The sequence below is a fragment of the Conexibacter sp. SYSU D00693 genome (genome assembly GCF_017084525.1).
GTDB lineage: Bacteria > Actinomycetota > Thermoleophilia > Solirubrobacterales > Solirubrobacteraceae > Baekduia.
Genome location: NZ_CP070950.1, coordinates 3,065,508 through 3,083,970 on the forward strand (window position 1 = coordinate 3,065,508; position 18,463 = coordinate 3,083,970).

The following is an 18,463-nucleotide window of genomic DNA, read 5'->3' on the forward strand; positions in this document are numbered from 1 at the left end:
GACGCACACAGACCGCCGTTGAGCGCGCGGTCGCCGCCATTCCTCCATCGAACGGCCGCGGGGCCGATCTCGTGACGAGACGTCACGGACGACGTCCTCGCCACCTCACGAAGGAGTCCCATGCTGCATCGCCGCATCGGGCTGCGCACCAAGCTGCTCGGCGGCTTCGGCGCGGTCCTCGCCCTCATGTCCGTCCTCAGCCTGATCGCCATCAGCAAGATGGCCGCGATCCAGGACGGCACGGAGGTCGCCAACAACCGGGTCATCCCGAGCATCGCCGCGGTCGACGACATCACGCTCGAGGCCGAGAAGATCCGCGGCTTCGAGTACCGCCACATCTCGTCGCCCACCCCCAAGGGCAAGAAGGAGGCCGACGCGAAGATCGCGGAGGCGACCGCGGGCCTGCGCAAGGTCATCGCGGACTACCGCAACACGGTCAGCGACCCTCGCGAGCGCCAGTTCCTGGATCGGGCGAAGGGCGACGTCGACCGGATGCTCGCCGACGTGCCGACGATCATCGCCCTGAGCCGTGCGGGCCAGGACCTCGCAGCCGTCGAGGCGATGGCCAAGGGCCGGACGGCCTTCATGGACCAGCTGCGCAAGACGCTGGACACCTGGGCGGTCTACAACGACGAGGTCGGCGACCGCGCCTACGCCGAAGGCAAGGCGACCGCCGCCACGGCGACGAAGCTCACCGTGGCGCTGCTGGCCGGCGCGCTGGTCATCGGCCTCGCCGTGGCGTTCCTCCTCTCGGCCGCGATCCGGCGCAACGTCGCGTCGGTCGTCGAGCGCCTGGCGTCGCTGCGCGACCACGACGTCACCGACCTCGAGGCGGGCCTGCAGGCCTTCGCCGCCGGGGACCTGACCCACGAGGTGCGCACCACGACCGTGCCGATCGAGCGCTGGAGCAACGACGAGGTCGGTGACGTCGCACAGGCGACGAACGCCATCATCGGACGCCTCGGTGAGTCCGTCGGCGCCTACGCCGAGTCGCGCCGCCAGCTCGCCGAGCTCGTCGGCGAGGTGTCCAACGCCGCGCAGTCCGTCTCCGCCGGCAGCCAGCAGATGGCCGCGACGTCGGAGCAGACCGGCCGTGCCGTCGGCGAGATCGCGCACGCCATCAGCGACGTGGCGACCGGTGCCCAGCGCCAGGTCGAGACCATCGCGGGCGTGCGGCGGTCCGCGGAGGAGGTCTCGACCGTCACCGAGGCCTCCGCGCGCTCGGCGCAGGAGACCGCTGAGGCGGCCTCCCGCGCCCGCGAGATCGCGGCGGACGGCGCCAGCGCGGTCGTCCAGGCCACCGAGGCGATGACGGCGGTGCGCGACGCCTCGGAGCGCGCCACCGGCGCCATCCGCGAGCTCGGGGCCAAGAGCGACCAGATCGGGTCGATCGTCGACACGATCACCGGCATCTCCGAGCAGACGAACCTCCTGGCGCTCAACGCGGCGATCGAGGCCGCGCGCGCCGGCGAGCAGGGCCGCGGCTTCGCGGTCGTCGCCGAGGAGGTCCGCAAGCTGGCCGAGGAGTCCCAGGCCGCCGCGCGGTCGATCGCCGAGCTGATCGCCGAGATCCAGTCGGAGACCGGGCGCGCGATCGAGGTCGTCGAGTCGGGCTCCGGCCGGACGGCCGAGGGCGCGGCCACCGTGGAGCAGGCCCGCGAGGCGTTCGACGCCATCGGGAGCTCCGTGGAGGACGTCACGGCCCGCGTGGCGCAGATCGCGACGGGCATCCAGCAGGTCGCGGCGAGCGCCACCGGCATGCGCGACGACGTGACCGACGTCTCGGCGATCGCCGAGGAGTCCTCCGCGTCGACCGAGCAGGTCTCGGCCTCGACGCAGGAGACCTCGGCCTCGGCCCAGGAGATCAGCGCGTCGGCCGGCGAGCTGGCCCGGACCGCCGAGCGCCTCAGCGAGCTGGTCGGCCGCTTCACGGTCGCCTAGTCGCCGCTGCGGCAGGACCGGTACGGCGGGCGTCCTCCGGGGCGCCCGCCGTCGTTGTCGACCTCTAGGCTCCGGGCGGTGCCGCCCACCCACGTGAGCGTCGACGGCCGCCTGGTGGAGCCCGCCGCCGCGACGGTCCCGGCCACCGACGACGGCCTGCTGCGCGGCGACGGCGTCTTCGAGGCGCTGCGCCTCTACGGCGGGCGCCCGTTCGCGCTGGAGGACCACCTCGCGCGGATGCGCCGCAGCGCCGACGGCCTGCGGCTGGACGTCGACCTCGACGCGGTCCGCCGCGACGTGGCGACGGTCCTCGACGCGGCGGGCGCCGTCGACGCCGTGCTGCGCCTCGTGGTGACACGCGGCGGCCTGCGCCTCGCGTTCGTCGAGCCGCTGCCGGCGCACGAGCCGACGGTGGCGCTGGCCACCGTGGAGTACGCGCCGTCCCGGCTGCTGGACGCGATCAAGTCGCTGAGCTACGCCGCCAACATGCTCGCCAACCGGATCGCCGCCGAGCAGGGCGCCGGCCAGGCGCTGCTGACCACCCCGCACGGCCGCATCCTCGAGGGCCCGACGTCGTCGTTCTTCTGCGTGCTCGAGGAGGGCGGGCCGCTCGTCACCCCGCCGCTCAGCGAGCACGTGCTGGACTCCATCACGCGCCGGCGGCTGCTCGGCCTGGTCGAGGTCCGCGAGGAGGTGCTGCGCACGACCGACCTGCCGCGGATGCGCGAGGCGTTCCTCGCCTCGACCACGCGCGAGGTCCACGCCGTGGCGCGCATCGACGACACCGAGCTGCCCGCGGCGCCCGGGCCGCGGACGACGGAGGCGGCGCGGGCCTTCCGCGCCCACGTCGAGGCCGAGCTGGGCGCGACCGCGTGAAGGTCGTCACCGTCATCGGCAACCGCCCGCAGTTCGTCAAGGCGGCGGCGGTCTCGCGGCTGCTGCGCGAGGAGCACGACGAGCTGCTGGTCCACACCGGCCAGCACCACGACGACGAGCTCTCGACCGTCTTCGTCACCGAGCTGGGCGTGCCGCGGCCCGAGCGCGAGCTGTCGATCCACGGCGGGTCGAACACCGAGCAGACCGCGCGGATGCTGGCGGCGCTCGGCCCCCTGGTGGCCGAGGAGCGCCCGGACGCGGTGCTCGTCTACGGCGACACGAACTCGACGCTGGCGGGCGGCCTGGCCGCCGCGCAGGCCCACGTCCCCGTCGCGCACGTCGAGGCCGGGATGCGCTCGTTCGACCGGCGGATGCCCGAGGAGCTCAACCGCGTCCTCACCGACCACCTGAGCGACCTGCTGCTCTGCCCCGCCCCCGCCGCCGCGGAGAACCTGCGCGCCGAGCGCGTCGCCGGGGCCGTCGAGGTCGTCGGCGACGTCATGGTCGACGTCGCCCACCTCTTCCAGCCGCGCGCCCGCGAGGACGACGCGCCGCTCGAGGCCCTCGGCGTCACGCCCGGCGAGTACGTCCTCGTCACCGCGCACCGCGCCGGCAACGTCGACGACCCGGCGCGGCTGCGCCGCCTCGTCGACCTCCTGCTCGCGCTGCCGCTGCCCGCCGTCCTGCCGCTGCACCCGCGCACCGACGCGCGGCTGCGCGCCGCCGGGTGGCTCAGCGAGCTCGAGCAGGCCCCCCACGTCCGGCTGTCGCCGCCGCTGGGCTACCTCGCCTTCACCGCCCTGCTGGTCCGCGCCCGCGCGATGCTCACCGACTCGGGCGGCGTGCAGAAGGAGGCCTACCTCGCGGGCGTGCCGTGCGTGACGATGCGCGACACGACGGAGTGGACGGAGACCGTCGACGCGGGCTGGAACGTCCTCGTCGACCTCGACGCCCAGGCGGCCCTCGCCGCCCTGGAGCGCACGCCGCCGCCCGACCGTCCCGAGCTCTACGGGGACGGGCACGCGGGCGCGCGCGTCGTCAGCTCGGTCGCCCGATCCTTCGCAGGCTGACGCCGTCGGGCACGCGCTCGACGACCCCGCGGCCGTCGACGACGACCCGCGCGCCCGGGACGTCGAGCTCGCGGTACTCGGCGTGGTCGGCCTGCACGACGACGGCGTCGACCGGCCCGCGGTCCCACGGCTCGAAGCCCAGTGCCTCGAGCTCGTCGCCGGCGAAGAGCGGGTCGGCCGCCAGGACGCGGGCGCCGCGGCGGCGCAGCTCGTCGCGCAGCGGGAAGGCGCCGGAGAACGCGGTCTCCTTCACGCCCCCGCGGTAGGCGACGCCGAGCACGAGGACGCGACGGTCCGCGACGTCGCCCAGGAGGTCGGCGGCATAGGCGGGCATCGCCTCGTTGACCTCGCGCGCCACGCGGGGCAGGCGGATGTCCGGCCCGCCCTCGAGGAAGAAGCGCGGGTAGACCGGGATGCAGTGGCCACCGACCGCGATGCCCGGCCGGTGGATGTGGCTGAAGGGCTGCGAGTTGGCGGCGTCGATGACGCGATCCACGTCGACGCCGATCTCGTCGGCGTGGACCGCGAGCTCGTTGGCGAAGGCGATGTTCAGGTCGCGGTAGGTCGTCTCGGCGAGCTTGGCGAGCTCGGCCGCCTCCGCCGACCCCATGCCGCGCACCTCGGCGTCCAGGAACGAGGCGTAGAGCTCGATGCCGCGCGCCTCGCTCGCGGCGTCCAGGCCGCCGACGAGCTTCGGGTAGGCGTCGAGGTCGCGCAGCACCCGGCCCGAGTAGACGCGCTCGGGGCTGAACACGACGTGGACGTCGTCGCGGCCGCCCAGGGCGGGCGCCAGGCGCCTGCGCGTCGTGCCGACCGGGACGGTCGTCTCGAGCGCGACCGTCGTGCCCGGCTGCAGGCCGGCGCGCACGTCGCGCGCGACGGCGTCGAGCACCCGCCAGTCGGGCCGCGCGTGCTCGTCGACCATGAGCGGCGGGACGAGGACGACGAGGTCCGGGGCCATGGCGACCGCCGACGTCGTGTCGGTCGTCGCGCGCAGCCGGCCGTCGCCGACCGTCTCGGCCAGCGCCTCCGCCAGCCCCGCCTCGTTGGGGAACGGGGGCTCGGCGGCGTTGACCAGGTCGACCGTGCGCTGGTCGACGTCGCAGCCCAGGACCTCGTGGCCGGCCAGGGCGATGCGTGCCGCCAGCGGCAGCCCAACCTTGCCGAGGGCGACGACGACCGCCCTCATGGGCCGCACTGCACGGTCTCGCCGCGCTGCGCGCTGTCCAGCGCGGCCTCGGCCACCGCGACGGCCTCGAGGCCCTCCTCGAGGGTGACGACCTCGGCCTCGTCGTCGCCCATGGCGAAGGCGGCGAACGTCTCGAGCTCGACGAGCAGCGGCTCGCGGCGCTCGAGCGCGTAGTGCGTCGTGTCGCCCTCGCTCACGCCGCGGAACTGCTGGATCGGCGCCCAGTCCGTGGACGCCTCGCCGTTGGCGTGGAACGTCAGGTCGGCGGCCAGCGTGTCGGCCACGAGCATGCCGCGCTCGCCCAGCACGCGGGTGCGGCGGACCTTCGCGGGCGAGAGCCAGTCCACGGTGCACGCGAACGTCGTGCCGGAGGTCAGGCGCCCGACGGCGAGGACGAGGTCCTCGTGCTCGCGGCCTGCGCGGTGCTCGACCTCGGCCGAGACGCGCTGCACCGGGGCGCCGCCGATCCAGCGCACGATGTCGAGGTCGTGGGTCGCGAGGTCCTTGACGACGCCGACGTCGCGGATGCGGTCCGGGAACGGGCCGACGCGCGTGGTCGTGATGGAGAAGACGTCGCCCAGCTGGCCCGCGCGCAGGCGGCGGCGCAGGTCCAGCAGCGCGGGGTTGCAGCGCTCGACGTGGCCGACCGCGCCGCGCAGCCCGGCGTCGCGCACGACGGCGATGAGCTCGCGCGCCTGCGCCCCGCTGGCCGCCAGCGGCTTCTCGACGAGGACGTGGACGCCGGCGGCGGCGAGCGCGCGCACGGCGGGCAGGTGCTCCTCGGTGGGCACGGCCACGACCGCGAAGTCCGGGCGGTCGTGCTCGAGGAGCTCGTCGAGCGTCCCGAACAGCCGCGACGGGTCGTGGACCGCGCCGTAGCGGTCGCCCGTCGGGTCCACCGCGCCGGCGAAGCGCAGGTCGGGGTGGGACTGCAGGATCCGGGCGTGGTGGCGGCCGATCATGCCGAGGCCGAGCACCGCGCCGCTCGGTCGAGCCGGGGCCGTCACGAGGGCCGTAGGCTACCGGGCATGGCGCAGGCGCCCGGACTCGTGCTGAGCCCCGAGGCCACGGTCGGCCGCGACGTCGTCTTCGGCGCGCACGTGGTCGTCCACCCCGGCGTGGAGCTCGGCGACGGCGTCGTCGTGGGCGACCACGCGGTGCTCGGCAAGCCCGTCCGGCTGGCGCCGGGCAGCGCCGTCGCGGGGCGCGAGGCCGGCGCGCTGCGCGTCGGCGCGGGAGCGGTCATCGGCGCCGGCGCGGTGCTCAACGCGGGCGCCGAGCTGGCGACGGGCGTCGTCGTCGGCGACCAGGCCTACGTGCGCGAGCGCGCGGTCGTCGGCGAGGGGTCCCTCGTCGGCCGCGGCGCGACGGTCGACTGCGACGTGACGGTCGGCGCGCGCGTGAAGCTCCAGACCAACGTCTACATCACCGCGTTCAGCGTCGTCGAGGACGACGTCTTCGTAGGACCCTGCGCGATGACGACGAACGACGACACCATGAACCGGCTCGCTCCCGGGACGCCGCTGCGCGGCGCGACGCTGCGCCGCGCCTGCCGGGTCGGCGGCGGCGCCGTGCTGACGCCGGGGGTGGAGGTCGGCGAGGAGGCGTTCGTCGCCGCCGGGGCGGTCGTCACGCGCGACGTGCCAGCGCGCGCGGTCGTCTGGGGCGTCCCGGCGCGCGTCGTGCGCGAGGTGCCCGACGAGCAGCTGCTGGAGCGCTGGCGGTGAGGCTGCCGGTCCGCCGCGCCCTGCCCGGCGCGGTCGAGCTGCCCGGCGCGCGGCGCCGGCGCGAGCAGGCCGAGCGGCGCACGGTCATGCTCGGCGTCGCCGCGCTGGGGACGACGCTGTGGGTCATCGGCTCCGAGGTGGTGCGCGTGTACCGGCGCCGGGCCGGCGACGAGCGGCCCACGGACGCGGTCGAGGCGCTCGAGGCGGCGGAGGAGACCGCCCGTCAGGCCGTCGAGGTCGCGGTGGCCGGCTACCGCGCGGGATCGACGCGCGAGAACGCGCTGCTCAACCTCCTCGTCTCCTTCTCGCTCACGTTCGCGATCGCACGGGCCTCGACGCACACGATCCGCCGCCGCGGTCACGTGGGCCCGTTCAAGGACCTCGTGGTCGGCCAGCGCCACATCCACCACTTCGTGCCCGGCATCGTCCTGGCGTTCCTCGCCGGCGGGGCGTCGGTCGTCTCGCGCAACGAGGAGCTCGACCCGTACCTCGCGCTGCCCTTCGGCGTCGGCGTCGCGCTGACCCTCGACGAGTCGGCGCTGCTGCTCAAGCTCGACGACGTCTACTGGACCGAGGAGGGCATCGTCAGCGTGCAGGTGACGCTCGCCGCGATGCTCATGCTCAGCGCCCTGGCGGTCGCGCTGAAGGTCCTGCGCCGCGGCGAGCGCGAGGTGCTCGAGCAGGGCGAGGCCGACGAGCGCGACGACGACGCCGCGCTCGTCGCGGTCCCCGCCGCCTAGGCCGCGGCGGGGAGCGTCGTGGCCTCGGCGGCGCGCGAGGTCCAGATGACCTGGTCGCGGCCGGGTCCGACGCCGACGAGGACGACCGGCACGCCGGTGTGCTCCTCGACGAACGCGAGGTAGTCGCGGGCGGCCTGCGGGAGCTCGGCCTCCGACTGGCAGGCGCTGATGTCCTCCTGCCAGCCCTCGAGCTCCTCGTACTCGCCGACGGCGTGGTGCAGGACCGACTGGTGGTACGGGAAGTCCGACGCGACGTAGTCGTCGTCCTTGGAGCCGCGGTAGCTCGTGCAGACCTTGATGCGGTCGAAGCCGCTGAGGACGTCGAGCTTCGTGACGGCCAGCGCCGTCAGCGAGTTGAGCTTGGCGGCGTAGCGCAGCGCGACGAGGTCCAGCCAGCCCGTGCGGCGGGGGCGGCCGGTGGTGGTGCCGAACTCGCCGCCGCGCTGGCGGATCTGCTCGCCGGTCTCGTCGTGCAGCTCGGTCGGGAACGGGCCGGCGCCGACGCGGGTCACGTAGGCCTTCGTGATGCCCCAGATCTCATCGATGTCCTTCGGGCCGACGCCGGCGCCAACGCAGGCCGCGCCGGCGACCGGGTTGCTCGACGTCACGAAGGGATAGGTGCCGTGGTCGATGTCGAGCATCGCGCCCTGAGCGCCCTCGAAGAGCACGCCGCGGCCGTTCTCCAGCGCGCGCCAGGCCAGCGCGGCGCCGTCGGCGATGTGCTGCTCGAGGCGGTGCCCGTAGGTCAGGTACTCCTCGGTCATCGCCTGGAGGTCGATCTCCTTGGCGAACGGGCGCAGCATCGCCCGCTTGGGCTCGAGGGCGGCGGCGATCTTCTTCTTGAGGATCCGCTCGTCGAGCATGTCCTGCACGCGGATGCCCAGGCGCGCGGCCTTGTCGGCGTAGGCGGGGCCGATGCCGCGCTTGGTCGTGCCGATGAGGTTCTTGCCCAGCCGTGCCTCGCCCGCGTGGTCGAGCAGCAGGTGGTAGGGCATGATCAGGTGCGCGTTGGCCGAGAGCTTCAGGCCGCTCACGTCGACGCCGCGGTTGCGCAGGCCGTCGATCTCGCCCGTCAGGACCTTGGGGTCGACGACGACGCCGTTGCCGATCACGCACGTCTTGCCCGGGTAGAGGATCCCGGACGGGATGAGGTGGAACTTCCACGTCTCACCGCCGTGGACGATGGTGTGGCCCGCGTTGTTGCCGCCCTGGAAGCGGATGACGACGTCGGCGTGCTCGGCGAGGAGATCGACGATCTTGCCCTTGCCCTCGTCGCCCCACTGGGCGCCGACGATGACCGTGCCTGGCATAGCGGCTTGAGTGTACGGACGGGGCCGCTCAGGCCACGTCCCACAGCGGCGCGCCGAAGCCCGGCTCGCCGGCGGGCTCGTCGTCGGCGACCGCGCCCTGGCGCCGGCGGTCGTGCCCGCCGATCGGCAGGATGTCGCACATCTCCTCGAGCCGGGAGGTCGTCCGCGCGCCGATCTGCTCGGCGAGCTCCTGGTCGTCGAGGTTCGTCGTCAGCACGATCGACCGCTGCTCCTCGTAGCGCGTGTTGACGATCGAGTAGAGCTGCTCGAGCACCCACGGGCTGGTCTTCTCGGCCCCGACGTCGTCGAGGTGCAGGAGGTCGACCTCGGCCAGCTGGCCCAGCAGCTCCTCGTAGCGGCGCTCGCTGCCCTCGTCGAACGTCGTGCGGATCTCGGTGAGCAGGCGCGGCAGCGAGTAGATCGCGACCGTCCGGCCCGCCTCGAGCGCGGTCCGCGAGACGATCATCGCCAGCGTCGTCTTGCCGGTGCCGACCGGGCCCTGCAGCCACAGGCCGCGGCCCTCGTCGAGCTGCTCGTCGATGGTGCGGGCGAAGCGGCGGACCTCGGCGACGATCTGCGGGCGGGGCATGTCCGAGACCGGCGGGCGGTCGAACGACGCGCCGCGGTAGCGCTTGGGGATCACCGCGCTGAGGCCCTTCGCGCGGCGCTCGGCGACGAGCTGCGCACGGCAGCGGCAGTGCGAGGCGGTGCGCGTGGTCTCGTCGACGACCATCCCGGTTCCGTCGCAGGCGCCCAACGGGCAGGTGCGCGCCACTACGCGGCCCTCGCGAGGTTCATGAAGCGCGGGTACTCGCCCTGGAAGGTGAGCGGCACCTCGCCGACGGCGCCCTGGCGGTTCTTGGCGATGATCAGGTCGGCCTCGCCGGGACGGTCGGTGGTGTCCTGGTTGTAGTACTCGTCGCGGAAGATGAAGACGACCAGGTCGGCGTCCTGCTCGATCGAGCCGGACTCGCGCAGGTCGGACAGCATCGGCCGCTTGTCCGTGCGCGACTCGACGGCACGCGAGAGCTGTGACAGGGCGATGATCGGCACCTCGAGCTCGCGCGCGAGGATCTTCAGGCCACGGCTCATCTCGCCGATCTGCAGCACGCGCGAGTCCGTCCGGGCGTCGGCGCGCATGAGCTGGAGGTAGTCGACGATGATCAGCCCGAGGCCGCCGTACTCGGCGTAGGTCGACTGGTGCAGCCGGCGCGCCTTGGCGCGGATGTCGATGAGGCCGACGTCCGACGAGTCGTCGACGAAGAGCGGCGCGGCGGCGTAGCGCGAGGCGGTCTCGAGCACGCGCTTCCACTTGCGCTCGTCGCGCAGCCGGCCCTTGCGCAGGTCGTCGCCCTTGATCGACGCCTGCGAGGCGATGAAGCGCTGCGCGAGCTCGGCCTCCGACATCTCGAGGCTGAACAGGGCCACCGGCTTGGGCCGCTCGGGGTGCAGCGCGACGTTCTCGGCGATGTTCGTGACCAGGGCCGACTTCCCCATCGCGGGACGCGCGGCGATGATCACGAGGTTGCCGGGCTGGAAGCCGCCGGTCTTCTCGTCGAGCTCGGTGAAGCCCGACGGCGTGCCGGTCAGGTGGATGCCGTCCGTCGCGAGCTTCTGCCAGACGTCGATCTCGCGGTGCAGGACGTCGCCGACCGCGCGGAAGTCCTTCTGGCGGTCGTCGCGCGCGACCTCGAGCATCGCCTTCTCGGCGTACTCGACGATCTCCCGCGGCTCGTGCTCGTGGTTGTGGACCGACGACTGGATCTCGTAGGTCGCCTGCAGCACGCGGCGCAGCAGCGCGCGGTCGCGCACGATCGCCGCGTACCGGCGGATGTGGCCGACGACCGGCACCGCGGCCGCCAGCGCGTCGATCTCCGGCTCGCCCCCGACGTCCTCGAGCCTGCCCGTGGCCCGCAGGTGCTCGGTGACCGTCAGGACGTCGATCGGCTCGCTGCGCCCGTAGAGGTCGAGCATCGCCTCGAACACCAGGCGATGGCGGTCGCGGTAGAAGTCCTCGGCCTTCAGGCCCTCCTCGATGACGAACGCGTAGTGCGTCTCCTCGGACAGGAGCATCGCCCCGAGCACGCTCTGCTCCGCCTCGATCGAGTGCGGCGGCGCGACGCCCTGGACGACGTTCGAAGGGGCGTGGTCGTCGGCGGCGTAGGTCGTCACGAGCGGGCCAGCGTAGCCGCGCACGCGCCCTCCGCGGCGCCCCGGGACGAGGGTGTTCCTGCACCTTCCGGGAAACGGTTGTCGGCCCTCTCTGGCACGAACTGATGTTCGCGCGGGAGGCGGACGGAAGGGGCGGGCGCGGCGGCGGCACGGGCCCGAACTGCGCGGCGGCGCTGGTCGTGGCGTTCCGTCCAGGCGGTGGGTGCGGTGTGGGGCGCTCGCGGTTCGGCAGTGAGGGAGGAGGAACAGCCGGCCGAGGTGGCGTCCCGTCCGGACGCGAGCGATGGACCAGACGGCGTCCGGCGCGGGCCTCGGCGTCGACCGGCGAGTCGGAGTCGGTGGGCGACCTCAAGTCGCCGCTCGTCGATTCGCGCGGTCGGTCGGTCTCGCTACGCGAACCCCCGTTCGTGTCTTCAGGCGGCCGGGTACGGCGGAAGGCGGCCGCGCCGCGCCCACCAGGGCTCGGTGCTTCGATCGGGGACTTGGTTACTCGCTGGGCGACCTCGCGTCGCCGCTCGACGGCGAGTTGGGGCTCGTGCCCGCATGCCGGTGGACTCCCGACTCACCGTCGCGCACCCGCAGGGCGACGCACGACGACCCCGCGAACGACGAAGCGGCCCTCTCGGGCCGCTTCGCACAGACATCCCGGTGTGGCGGAGCGCCTAGCGCTCGACGACCATCACCTTCACGTCGGCGGTGATGCCGCCCGCGACCTCGACGGTCACGACGTGCGTGCCGGTGGTCTTGATGGGCTGCTCGAGCTGGACCTTGCGGCGATCCAGGGCGACGCCGCGGGCCTCCTGGATGGCGTCGACGACGTCCTGGGCCGTGACGGAGCCGAAGAGGCGGCCGTCGTCGCCCGCCTGCTGCTCGATGGTCAGGACGGTCTTGTCGAGCTGCTCGGCGACCTCGGCGGCGCGGGCGCTGTCCTCGAGGGCCTGGCGCTCGCGGGCGACGGCGAGGCGCTGGACCTCGGCCATCGCGCCCTTCGTCGCCGGCTGGGCGAGCTTGCGCGGGATGAGGAAGTTGCGCAGGTAGCCCTTGGAGACGTCGACGACCTCGCCGCGCTGGCCGAGCTTGTCGACGTCCTGGAGGAGGATGACCGACGGCATCGGCTAGTCGCGCTCGCGGTCGCCGCGATCGCCGCGGTCCCGGCGGCCACCGGGGCGGTCCTCGCGGGCGGGCTCGGCGACGTAGGGCAGCAGCGCCAGCTCACGGGCGCGCTTGACCGCGGTCGAGATCTGGTTCTGGTGCCGGCGGCAGGCGCCGGTGATGCGCCGCGAACGGATCTTGCCCCGCTCGGAGATGAACCGGCGCAGGGTCGAGATGTCCTTGTAGTCGACCTGCTCGACCTTGTCCTTGCAGAACGGGCAGGGCTTGCGGCGGCCGGAGCCCATCCGCTTGTCGCGGCGCCGGCTGGGACCGCCGGTCTTGCCGCCTCGGGCGCTTCGCTGCTTGGCCACTGGGAGAAGAAGTCCTTGGAGTGCTTCGAACGTGCGAACGCGCGCCGGGTGGCGCGCGAACGCACAGTGTGACACGTCAGGTGCCGAGGGGCGGTCCGGTGCCGAACGACAGCGCTCGGTCCCCGACGACCGCGGGCGCCCGAAGGCGCCCGCGCAGAGGTCGTGGGTCGGGCGCTGTGGCCTAGAACGGGATGTCGTCGTCGGCGGGGCCGCCGCCGAAGGAGCCGCCGCCCTGCTGGCCGCCGCCGCCGAAGCCGCCGCCACCGCCGTTGGCGTAGCCACCGCCACCACCACCGCCGCCACCGACCGGGGCGAAGTCGTCGGTGTTCGTCGGGACGTCGGAGCGCTGCGGGGTGAACCCGCCACCGCCGCCGCCCATCGGGGCGTCGTCGCGGCCGCCGAGGAACTGCACGGCGTCGGCGACGATGTCCACGGCCTGGCGCTTCTGGCCCTCCTGGGTCGTGTACTCGCGCCACTCGAGGCGGCCGTCGACCGCGATCGGCCGGCCCTTCGAGAGGTAGCGCGCGCAGTTCTCGCCCTGGGCGCCCCAGACCGTCACGTCGAAGTAGTTGGGCTTGTCGACCCACTCGCCCGAGGCGTCCTTGCGGCGCGAGTTGGAGGCGATGCGCAGCGTGCACACCTGCGTGCCCGACGGCAGCGAGCGCAGCTCGGGGTCACGCGTGAGGTTGCCGGTCAGGACGACGCGGTTGATGTTGGTGCCGGCCAAGGGAGGTTCCTTTCGGGGGCGAACTCGAAGTCTGCGGCGAGCCTAGAGGGCGTGCCGGAGGGATCGGCGGACAGCCCCGCAAACTGGGGGTGATTCGGCACGGAGGCGTGACGAACCCGTGCCGTGCAGGGTGGCGCAGCACGCGGACGGCCCGCCGGGGGCGGGCCGTCGCAGCAGCGCTGGTGTGCGGGGCGCGGCGCCTAGAGGCGCTCGGCGACCGCCGGCTCGGCGGCGGACTCGTCCTCGGACGGCACGGCCGCCTCGGTGAGGTCCGGCGGGGCCGGGGTGCCCGGGGCGAGCTTCACGACGCGGAAGCGCACGACGCCGTCGGTGATGCGCAGGTAGCGGTCCAGCGCGCCCGGGACCTCCGGGCTGCCCTGGAACTGCAGCAGGTGGTACTCGGCGTCGCCCTTGTGGCGGATCTCGTAGGCCGTCTTGCGCGTGCCCCACTCGTGGGTGCCGACGACCGTCGCCCCGTTCGAGGACAGGATGCGCTCCACCTCGGAGCGGATCTTCTGGCGCTGGCCCTCCTCGGCGGCGGTGTCGAGGAGGAGGACGAGGTCGTACGTGGGAGGCGTCTTCGGCATGGTGAGAGGGCCCGTCGGGCGGCCGCCCACGGTAGCAGGAGGGGGGCGAACTCCGTTCGCCGCCGACCTACATGAGGCATGAGCCCCTCCGTCCTCTCCCGCATCCGCTGGGCCAACGTCCTGCGCGCCGTGGCGGCGCTGGCCGCGATCGCCGTGGTGGCCGCGTGGCCGCGGCTGCAGGAGCCCGCCCCGGCGCTGCCCGCCGCCCGGGCCCAGCCCGTGGCCACCTCGCCCGCCCCGCCCGTGCCGGAGTTCGGCCCGGAGTCGGCGGCCGTCCCCGCGCCGATCGCCACGACTCGCGCGCCCGCGCGCGCGGGGAAGGCCAGGCGCAGGCCGCGCCGGGCGGTCCGGCGGACCGGGAGCCGGGCACGGCCCAGGCGCGCCGAGCGTCCGGCCAGGCCGGTGACCCCGGCCCCGACGAGGGTCGTCCCGCGCGCCGCTCCCGCGCCGCCCCCGCCCGTCGTGCGTGCGCCGCCGCGCCCGAGGCGGCGCCCGGCCGCCTCCGGCGAGTTCGCGCCCTTCGGCTGACGGAGCGCTACGCCTCGACCCCGGCCTTGCGCCGGATGTCCGCGAGCTGGTCGTCGATCCAGTCGCCCGGGTCGCGCGCGGTGATGATCCGCTTGAGCCCCGCCGCGCGCCGCCGGCGCTCCTGCGGCTCCATCGTCAGCGCCGCGTGGATGGAGTCCGCGAGCTCCTGCACGTCGAACGGGTTGACCGACAGGGCGAACTCGCCGAGCTCCTCGTGGGCGCCGGTGTTCTCGCTCAGGATCGAGACGCCGTCGCGCTCGTTGACGATCGGCCCCTCCTTGGCCACGAGGTTCATGCCGTCGAACATCGCGTTGACCAGCAGGACGTCGTAGTCCTTGTAGGCCGCGACCGCCTCCTCGAGGTCGTCGCGCAGCTTGAGCTGGATCGGCATCCAGTCCGGCGTGCCGTGGCGGTGGTTGACCACCGCCACGATCGCCTCGATGCGCTCGAGGTACTCGGCGTACTCCGGCACGTCGGTCCGCGACGGCATGAGCTGGGCGACGAACGTCACGCGCTCGGCGAACTCCGGGTGCTGCTCGAGGAAGAGGTCGAAGGCCGTGAAGCCGCGCAGGACGTTCTTGGAGAGGTCCGCGCGGTCGACGCGCAGGATCAGGTGCTCGCGGCGCCGGCGCTCGAGCTCGGCCGCGAAGTCGTCCACCCGCGACGAGGTCGCCGTCTTCTGGATCGCCGACGCGTCGATGGGCAGCGGGTAGGCGCGGACCCACACCTCGCGGTCCTGCCAGCGCACGATCCCCCGCTCGAAGTCGACGTCCAGCCCCATGAGGTCCCGGCAGCACTGCAGGAAGTTCCACCGGTAGGACCGGGTGTGGAAGCCGATGATGTCGTTGGCCAGCAGCCCCTCGTAGAGCTCGTCGCGGATGCGGTTGGGGAGCACCCGCCACGCGTCCGGCTGGGTCCACGGGATGTGGACGAAGTGGTGCAGGACGACGTCCTCGCGCGCCTTGCGGACGAGCGCCGGCAGTGTGTAGAGGTGGTAGTCGTGGACCATCACGACGGGCTCGTCGACGCCCTCGACCTCCTCGACGACCGCCCGCGCCAGGTCCTCGTTGACGACGTTGTAGCCGAACTCGAAGGCCTCGACCTCGTGCCGGCGGACGTCCGGGGCGTTGGACAGGTCCCAGAGGTAGTGCTGGATGAACCACAGCATCGGGTTCGCGAAGATGTTGTAGAAGCGGTCGTAGGCGTCCGGGTCGCTCTCCACGAACTTGACCTGGTACTCGCCGCCGGCAGGCGAGGTCACGGTGAACGGCCGCCCCTGCTCCTCGCGCGCCCGCTGCGCGTCGCCCTCGGTCATGGTCGAGCAGACCCACACCGCGTCGCGGTGGGAGGCCAGCCCGGTGAGCGCGGTGACGAGGCCGCCCGTCCCGCGCTTGACCCCGCCCTCCTCGTCGAAGGTCACCGGTCCCCGGTTGGAGACCAGCACGAGGGGGCGGTGCTCGGCGTCGGCGCTCACGTGCCGGAAGCTATCCGCCGAGCGCCCGCGTCAAGCGTCGCGGCCGTGATCAGCCGCCGGGGACCGAGACTGGGCGCTCGCCGAGCGTCACCTGCACGGTGCGCTTCTGGCCGCCCCGGACGACCTCGAGCGCCACGCGCTGGCCGGGCCGGTAGCGGGCCAGGATGCGCCCGAGGTCGGAGTCGGTGCGCAGCGCCTGGTCGTCGACCCGCGTGATGACGTCGCCGCCCGGCACCCACTCGACCTCCTGGAAGCGCTCGGCGTCGTCCTCGTCGCCCGCCCGCAGGCCCGCGTCGTCGCCGGGGCCGCCGTCGACGACCTCCTGGACCCACGCCCCGCGCTGCACGCCGAGGTCGAAGTGCTCGGCCGCCTGCGGGTAGAGCCCGCGGGTCGAGACCCCGAGGTAGGCGTAGCGCACGCGGCCGCTCTCGCGCAGCTGGGAGATGGACCGGCGCACGAGGTCGACCGGGACCGCGAAGCCCACGCCGCTGCCGTCGCCCGACTGCGTGCGGATCTGCGAGTTGATCCCCAGGACCTCGCCGCGCGCGTTGAGCAGCGGGCCGCCGGAGTTGCCGGAGTTGATCGCCGCGTCGGTCTGGATCGCGCCCGTCGTCTCGAAGCCGGTGAGCGACTCGATGGAGCGGTCCGTCGCGCTCACGACGCCGACCGACAGCGAGCGCTCCTCGCCGAAGGGCGACCCGATCGCCGCGACCGGCTCGCCGACCTCGAGGTCCTCGAGCGAGCCGAACGGCAGCGGGCGCAGCCGCAGCCCGTCGGGGTCGACGCGCAGCAGCGCGACGTCCGAGAACGGGTCGACACCGACGATCCGCGCCGACACCTGGTCGCCGGTGGAGAAGCGCACGTAGACGCGCTGGGCCTTGCGCAGCCGTGCGCCCTCGCCGCTCGTGACGACGTGGGCGTTCGTGGCGACCTCCCCGGACTCCGAGACGACGAAGCCCGAGCCCAGGCCGCCGCCCCCGCCACCGCCGCCGCGCCCCAGGCCGGCCGCGATGACCGTCACGACGCCCGGTCCGTCGCGCTCGAAGATCGCCTCGGGGTCGAAGGCCTCGTCGCCGACCTCGCGCACGACCTCCACGCGCGTCGTGCGCTGCACCGTCTGGGTGCGCGTCGCGTCGGCGCCGCTCGCGCCGTCGTCGTCGCCGCCCTTGTCGCCGCAGCCGGCGAGCGCACCGCCGCCGAGGACCGCCGCGGCGCCGAGCGCCGCCACGAGCGCCCGGGCGCTCACGCCGGCAGCTCCAGCTGGAAGGTCGTGCGGCCGGGCTGGCTCTCCACCACGAGGTGGCCGTCCATCCGCTCCGCGAGCTCATGGGCGATCGCGAGGCCCAGCCCGGAGCCCTGCGCGTCGTCGGAGGTCACGAAGGGCTCGAAGATGCGCGGCAGCATCGTGCGGGGGATGCCCGGACCGAAGTCCCCTACACCCAGGCGCGCGACGCCGCCGCGCCGCGACGCCGACACGACCATGGCCGTGCCGCGCGGGGTGTGGGTCAGGGCGTTGTCCAGCAGGATGCGCAGCACCTGCGCGACGCGGTCGGGGTCCACGACGGCCTCCACGGGGTCAGGGGGTAGGCGGACCTCGACGGTCGAGTCGTGCTGGTCCAGGACGGGGCGGAACTCCCCGGTGACAGTCTCGGCGATGAGGCGCAGGTCCGTCGGCTCGGGGCGCAGCTCGAGCGCGCCGGCCTCCAGGCGACTGAGGTCCAGGAGGTCCGCCGCGAGCTGCGTGAGGCGGTGCACGCCCTGGCGCAGCTGCTCGAGGAACTCGGCGCGGTCCTCCTCCGGGACGTCGCCGTCCTGCAGGAGCTCGACGAACCCCGCGAGCGAGAACAGCGGCGTGCGCAGCTCGTGCGAGGCGGTGGCGATGAAGCGCTTGCGCGCGCTGTCGAGCTCGGCGAGCTGCACGCGCATGTCGTCCAGCGCGCGGGCGAGCTGGGCGAGCTCGTCGTCGCCCTGCACCGGGAAGCGCTGGGAGAAGTCGCCGTGGGCGACGCGGCCGGCGACCGTCTCGAGCGCCTTGACGCGCCGCGCGATCGCGCCCGCGCCGAACCACGCGGCCAGCGCGGTGAGCAGCAGCGCGATCGCGCCGACGACCAGGATGCGGTTGCGGATGACGCCGACGTCGCCCTCGACGTCGTCCAGCGGCTCGGAGAAGACGACGACCGAGCCGAGCACCCGCCGCCCGCTCTCGGGGTCGGTGAACGACAGCGGCAGCGCGGCCTGGCCGACGCTCCCGGTCCCGGCCGCCTCCGTCGCGGTCTCGAGCCGGCCCGAGCGCGCGGCGTCGAGGGCGACGTCGAAGCGCAGGTCGCGGATCTCGACCTGGCGCGTCGAGTCCGACTTGGGGTAGGTCTGCAGCCCCAGGTCGCCCGAGACGACGCTCAGCACGGTGACGCGGACGTTCGCGGTGTCGGCGATGTCCTGCACGAGCGCGTCGATCTGCGGCTGGGGCGTGTTCGAGTCGATCGCGTCCTCGATGGACGGCGCGTAGGAGCGCACCTCCTCGCTGAGCGTGCGCAGCTTCTCGTCGCGCAGGGCGCTGGTCAGCGTCGGGATGACGCCGCCGAGGACGACGAGCAGGGCCAGCAGGACGGTCGCGAGGACCAGGAGCGCCAGCCGGGTGCGCACGGACCGCAGCACGGTC

Annotated in this window: 17 protein-coding genes and 1 pseudogene; 6 read left to right on the plus strand and 12 right to left on the minus strand. The window is 74.0% G+C overall.

Translation table 11 applies throughout. The features are described 5' to 3' along the window. The first annotated feature begins 120 nt into the window (after positions 1–120). The 3 genes from JUB12_RS15230 (at position 121) to wecB (ending at position 3,887) form a co-directional block, all read left to right on the plus strand. A complete protein-coding gene (locus JUB12_RS15230; RefSeq protein ID WP_205696267.1) occupies positions 121–1,941 on the plus strand; it encodes a methyl-accepting chemotaxis protein in 1,821 nt (606 codons plus the stop codon). Positions 1,942–2,019: 78 nt separating this feature from the next. After that, positions 2,020–2,817 carry an aminotransferase class IV gene (locus tag JUB12_RS15235; RefSeq protein WP_205696268.1) on the plus strand — a complete coding sequence of 266 codons (798 nt, stop codon included), beginning with the start codon at positions 2,020–2,022 and terminating at the stop codon, positions 2,815–2,817. Continuing rightward, positions 2,814–3,887: a non-hydrolyzing UDP-N-acetylglucosamine 2-epimerase gene (wecB, locus tag JUB12_RS15240; protein WP_205696269.1), complete on the plus strand. Its 1,074-nt coding sequence runs from the start codon at positions 2,814–2,816 to the stop codon at positions 3,885–3,887. Before JUB12_RS15235 ends, wecB begins: the two co-directional genes overlap by 4 nt. Here wecB and JUB12_RS15245 read toward each other — a convergent pair. Together JUB12_RS15245 and JUB12_RS15250 are read right to left on the minus strand one after the other, a co-directional pair. Continuing rightward, positions 3,856–5,076, minus strand: coding sequence for a nucleotide sugar dehydrogenase (locus tag JUB12_RS15245; protein WP_205696270.1), 1,221 nt, complete (start codon positions 5,074–5,076; stop codon positions 3,856–3,858). The genes wecB and JUB12_RS15245 overlap by 32 nt on opposite strands. Beyond that, entirely contained in the window at positions 5,073–6,083 is a 1,011-nt protein-coding gene (locus JUB12_RS15250) for a Gfo/Idh/MocA family protein (RefSeq protein ID WP_241004283.1), read from the minus strand. The genes JUB12_RS15245 and JUB12_RS15250 overlap by 4 nt, the downstream gene beginning before the upstream one ends. A gap of 21 nt (positions 6,084–6,104) precedes the next feature. Here JUB12_RS15250 and JUB12_RS22215 point away from each other — a divergent pair, with 21 nt between their 5' ends. Further along, on the plus strand, positions 6,105–6,803 hold the full coding sequence (locus tag JUB12_RS22215; protein ID WP_205696271.1) for an acyltransferase: 699 nt from the start codon (positions 6,105–6,107) through the stop codon (positions 6,801–6,803). Then, on the plus strand, positions 6,800–7,543 hold the full coding sequence (locus JUB12_RS15260) for a hypothetical protein (protein WP_205696272.1): 744 nt from the start codon (positions 6,800–6,802) through the stop codon (positions 7,541–7,543). The genes JUB12_RS22215 and JUB12_RS15260 overlap by 4 nt, the downstream gene beginning before the upstream one ends. Here the strand turns inward: JUB12_RS15260 and JUB12_RS15265 are convergent. The 7 genes and pseudogenes from JUB12_RS15265 to rpsF form a co-directional block, all read right to left on the minus strand. Then, positions 7,540–8,853 (minus strand): adenylosuccinate synthase, encoded by a 1,314-nt coding sequence (locus JUB12_RS15265; protein ID WP_205696273.1) that lies wholly within the window; start codon positions 8,851–8,853, stop codon positions 7,540–7,542. The genes JUB12_RS15260 and JUB12_RS15265 overlap by 4 nt on opposite strands. A 28-nt stretch (positions 8,854–8,881) precedes the next feature. Further along, entirely contained in the window at positions 8,882–9,628 is a 747-nt protein-coding gene (locus JUB12_RS15270; protein ID WP_205696274.1) for an ATP-binding protein, read from the minus strand. Then, positions 9,628–11,025 carry a replicative DNA helicase gene (dnaB, locus tag JUB12_RS15275; protein ID WP_241004284.1) on the minus strand — a complete coding sequence of 466 codons (1,398 nt, stop codon included), beginning with the start codon at positions 11,023–11,025 and terminating at the stop codon, positions 9,628–9,630. The genes JUB12_RS15270 and dnaB overlap by 1 nt, the downstream gene beginning before the upstream one ends. Positions 11,026–11,687: 662 nt before the next feature. After that, positions 11,688–12,137: a 50S ribosomal protein L9 gene (gene rplI, locus JUB12_RS15280; protein WP_205696275.1), complete on the minus strand. Its 450-nt coding sequence runs from the start codon at positions 12,135–12,137 to the stop codon at positions 11,688–11,690. Positions 12,138–12,209: 72 nt separating this feature from the next. Beyond that, positions 12,210–12,422: pseudogene (gene rpsR / locus JUB12_RS15285) on the minus strand (30S ribosomal protein S18); the annotation flags it as partial. Positions 12,423–12,669: 247 nt separating this feature from the next. Further along, positions 12,670–13,215 (minus strand): single-stranded DNA-binding protein, encoded by a 546-nt coding sequence (locus JUB12_RS22220; protein ID WP_205696276.1) that lies wholly within the window; start codon positions 13,213–13,215, stop codon positions 12,670–12,672. Between the two features lie 200 nt (positions 13,216–13,415). Continuing rightward, positions 13,416–13,802 carry a 30S ribosomal protein S6 gene (rpsF, locus tag JUB12_RS15295; protein ID WP_205696277.1) on the minus strand — a complete coding sequence of 129 codons (387 nt, stop codon included), beginning with the start codon at positions 13,800–13,802 and terminating at the stop codon, positions 13,416–13,418. Positions 13,803–13,880: 78 nt separating this feature from the next. Here rpsF and JUB12_RS15300 point away from each other — a divergent pair, with 78 nt between their 5' ends. Further along, entirely contained in the window at positions 13,881–14,330 is a 450-nt protein-coding gene (locus JUB12_RS15300) for a hypothetical protein (RefSeq protein ID WP_205696278.1), read from the plus strand. Positions 14,331–14,337: 7 nt separating this feature from the next. Here the strand turns inward: JUB12_RS15300 and JUB12_RS15305 are convergent, their stop codons facing one another. Genes JUB12_RS15305 through JUB12_RS15315 form a run of 3 tightly spaced genes read right to left on the minus strand, consistent with a single transcriptional unit; the run spans position 14,338 to position 18,459 of the window. Next, positions 14,338–15,804, minus strand: a complete 1,467-nt coding sequence (locus JUB12_RS15305; RefSeq protein ID WP_205696279.1) for a trehalose-6-phosphate synthase — start codon at positions 15,802–15,804, stop codon at positions 14,338–14,340. A 49-nt stretch (positions 15,805–15,853) separates the two neighbouring features. Further along, complete coding sequence (locus JUB12_RS15310; protein ID WP_205696280.1) at positions 15,854–17,050, minus strand: S1C family serine protease; 1,197 nt, start codon at positions 17,048–17,050, stop codon at positions 15,854–15,856. Beyond that, positions 17,047–18,459 carry a cell wall metabolism sensor histidine kinase WalK gene (locus JUB12_RS15315; protein WP_205696281.1) on the minus strand — a complete coding sequence of 471 codons (1,413 nt, stop codon included), beginning with the start codon at positions 18,457–18,459 and terminating at the stop codon, positions 17,047–17,049. The genes JUB12_RS15310 and JUB12_RS15315 overlap by 4 nt, the downstream gene beginning before the upstream one ends. Between the last annotated feature and the right edge of the window lie 4 nt (positions 18,460–18,463).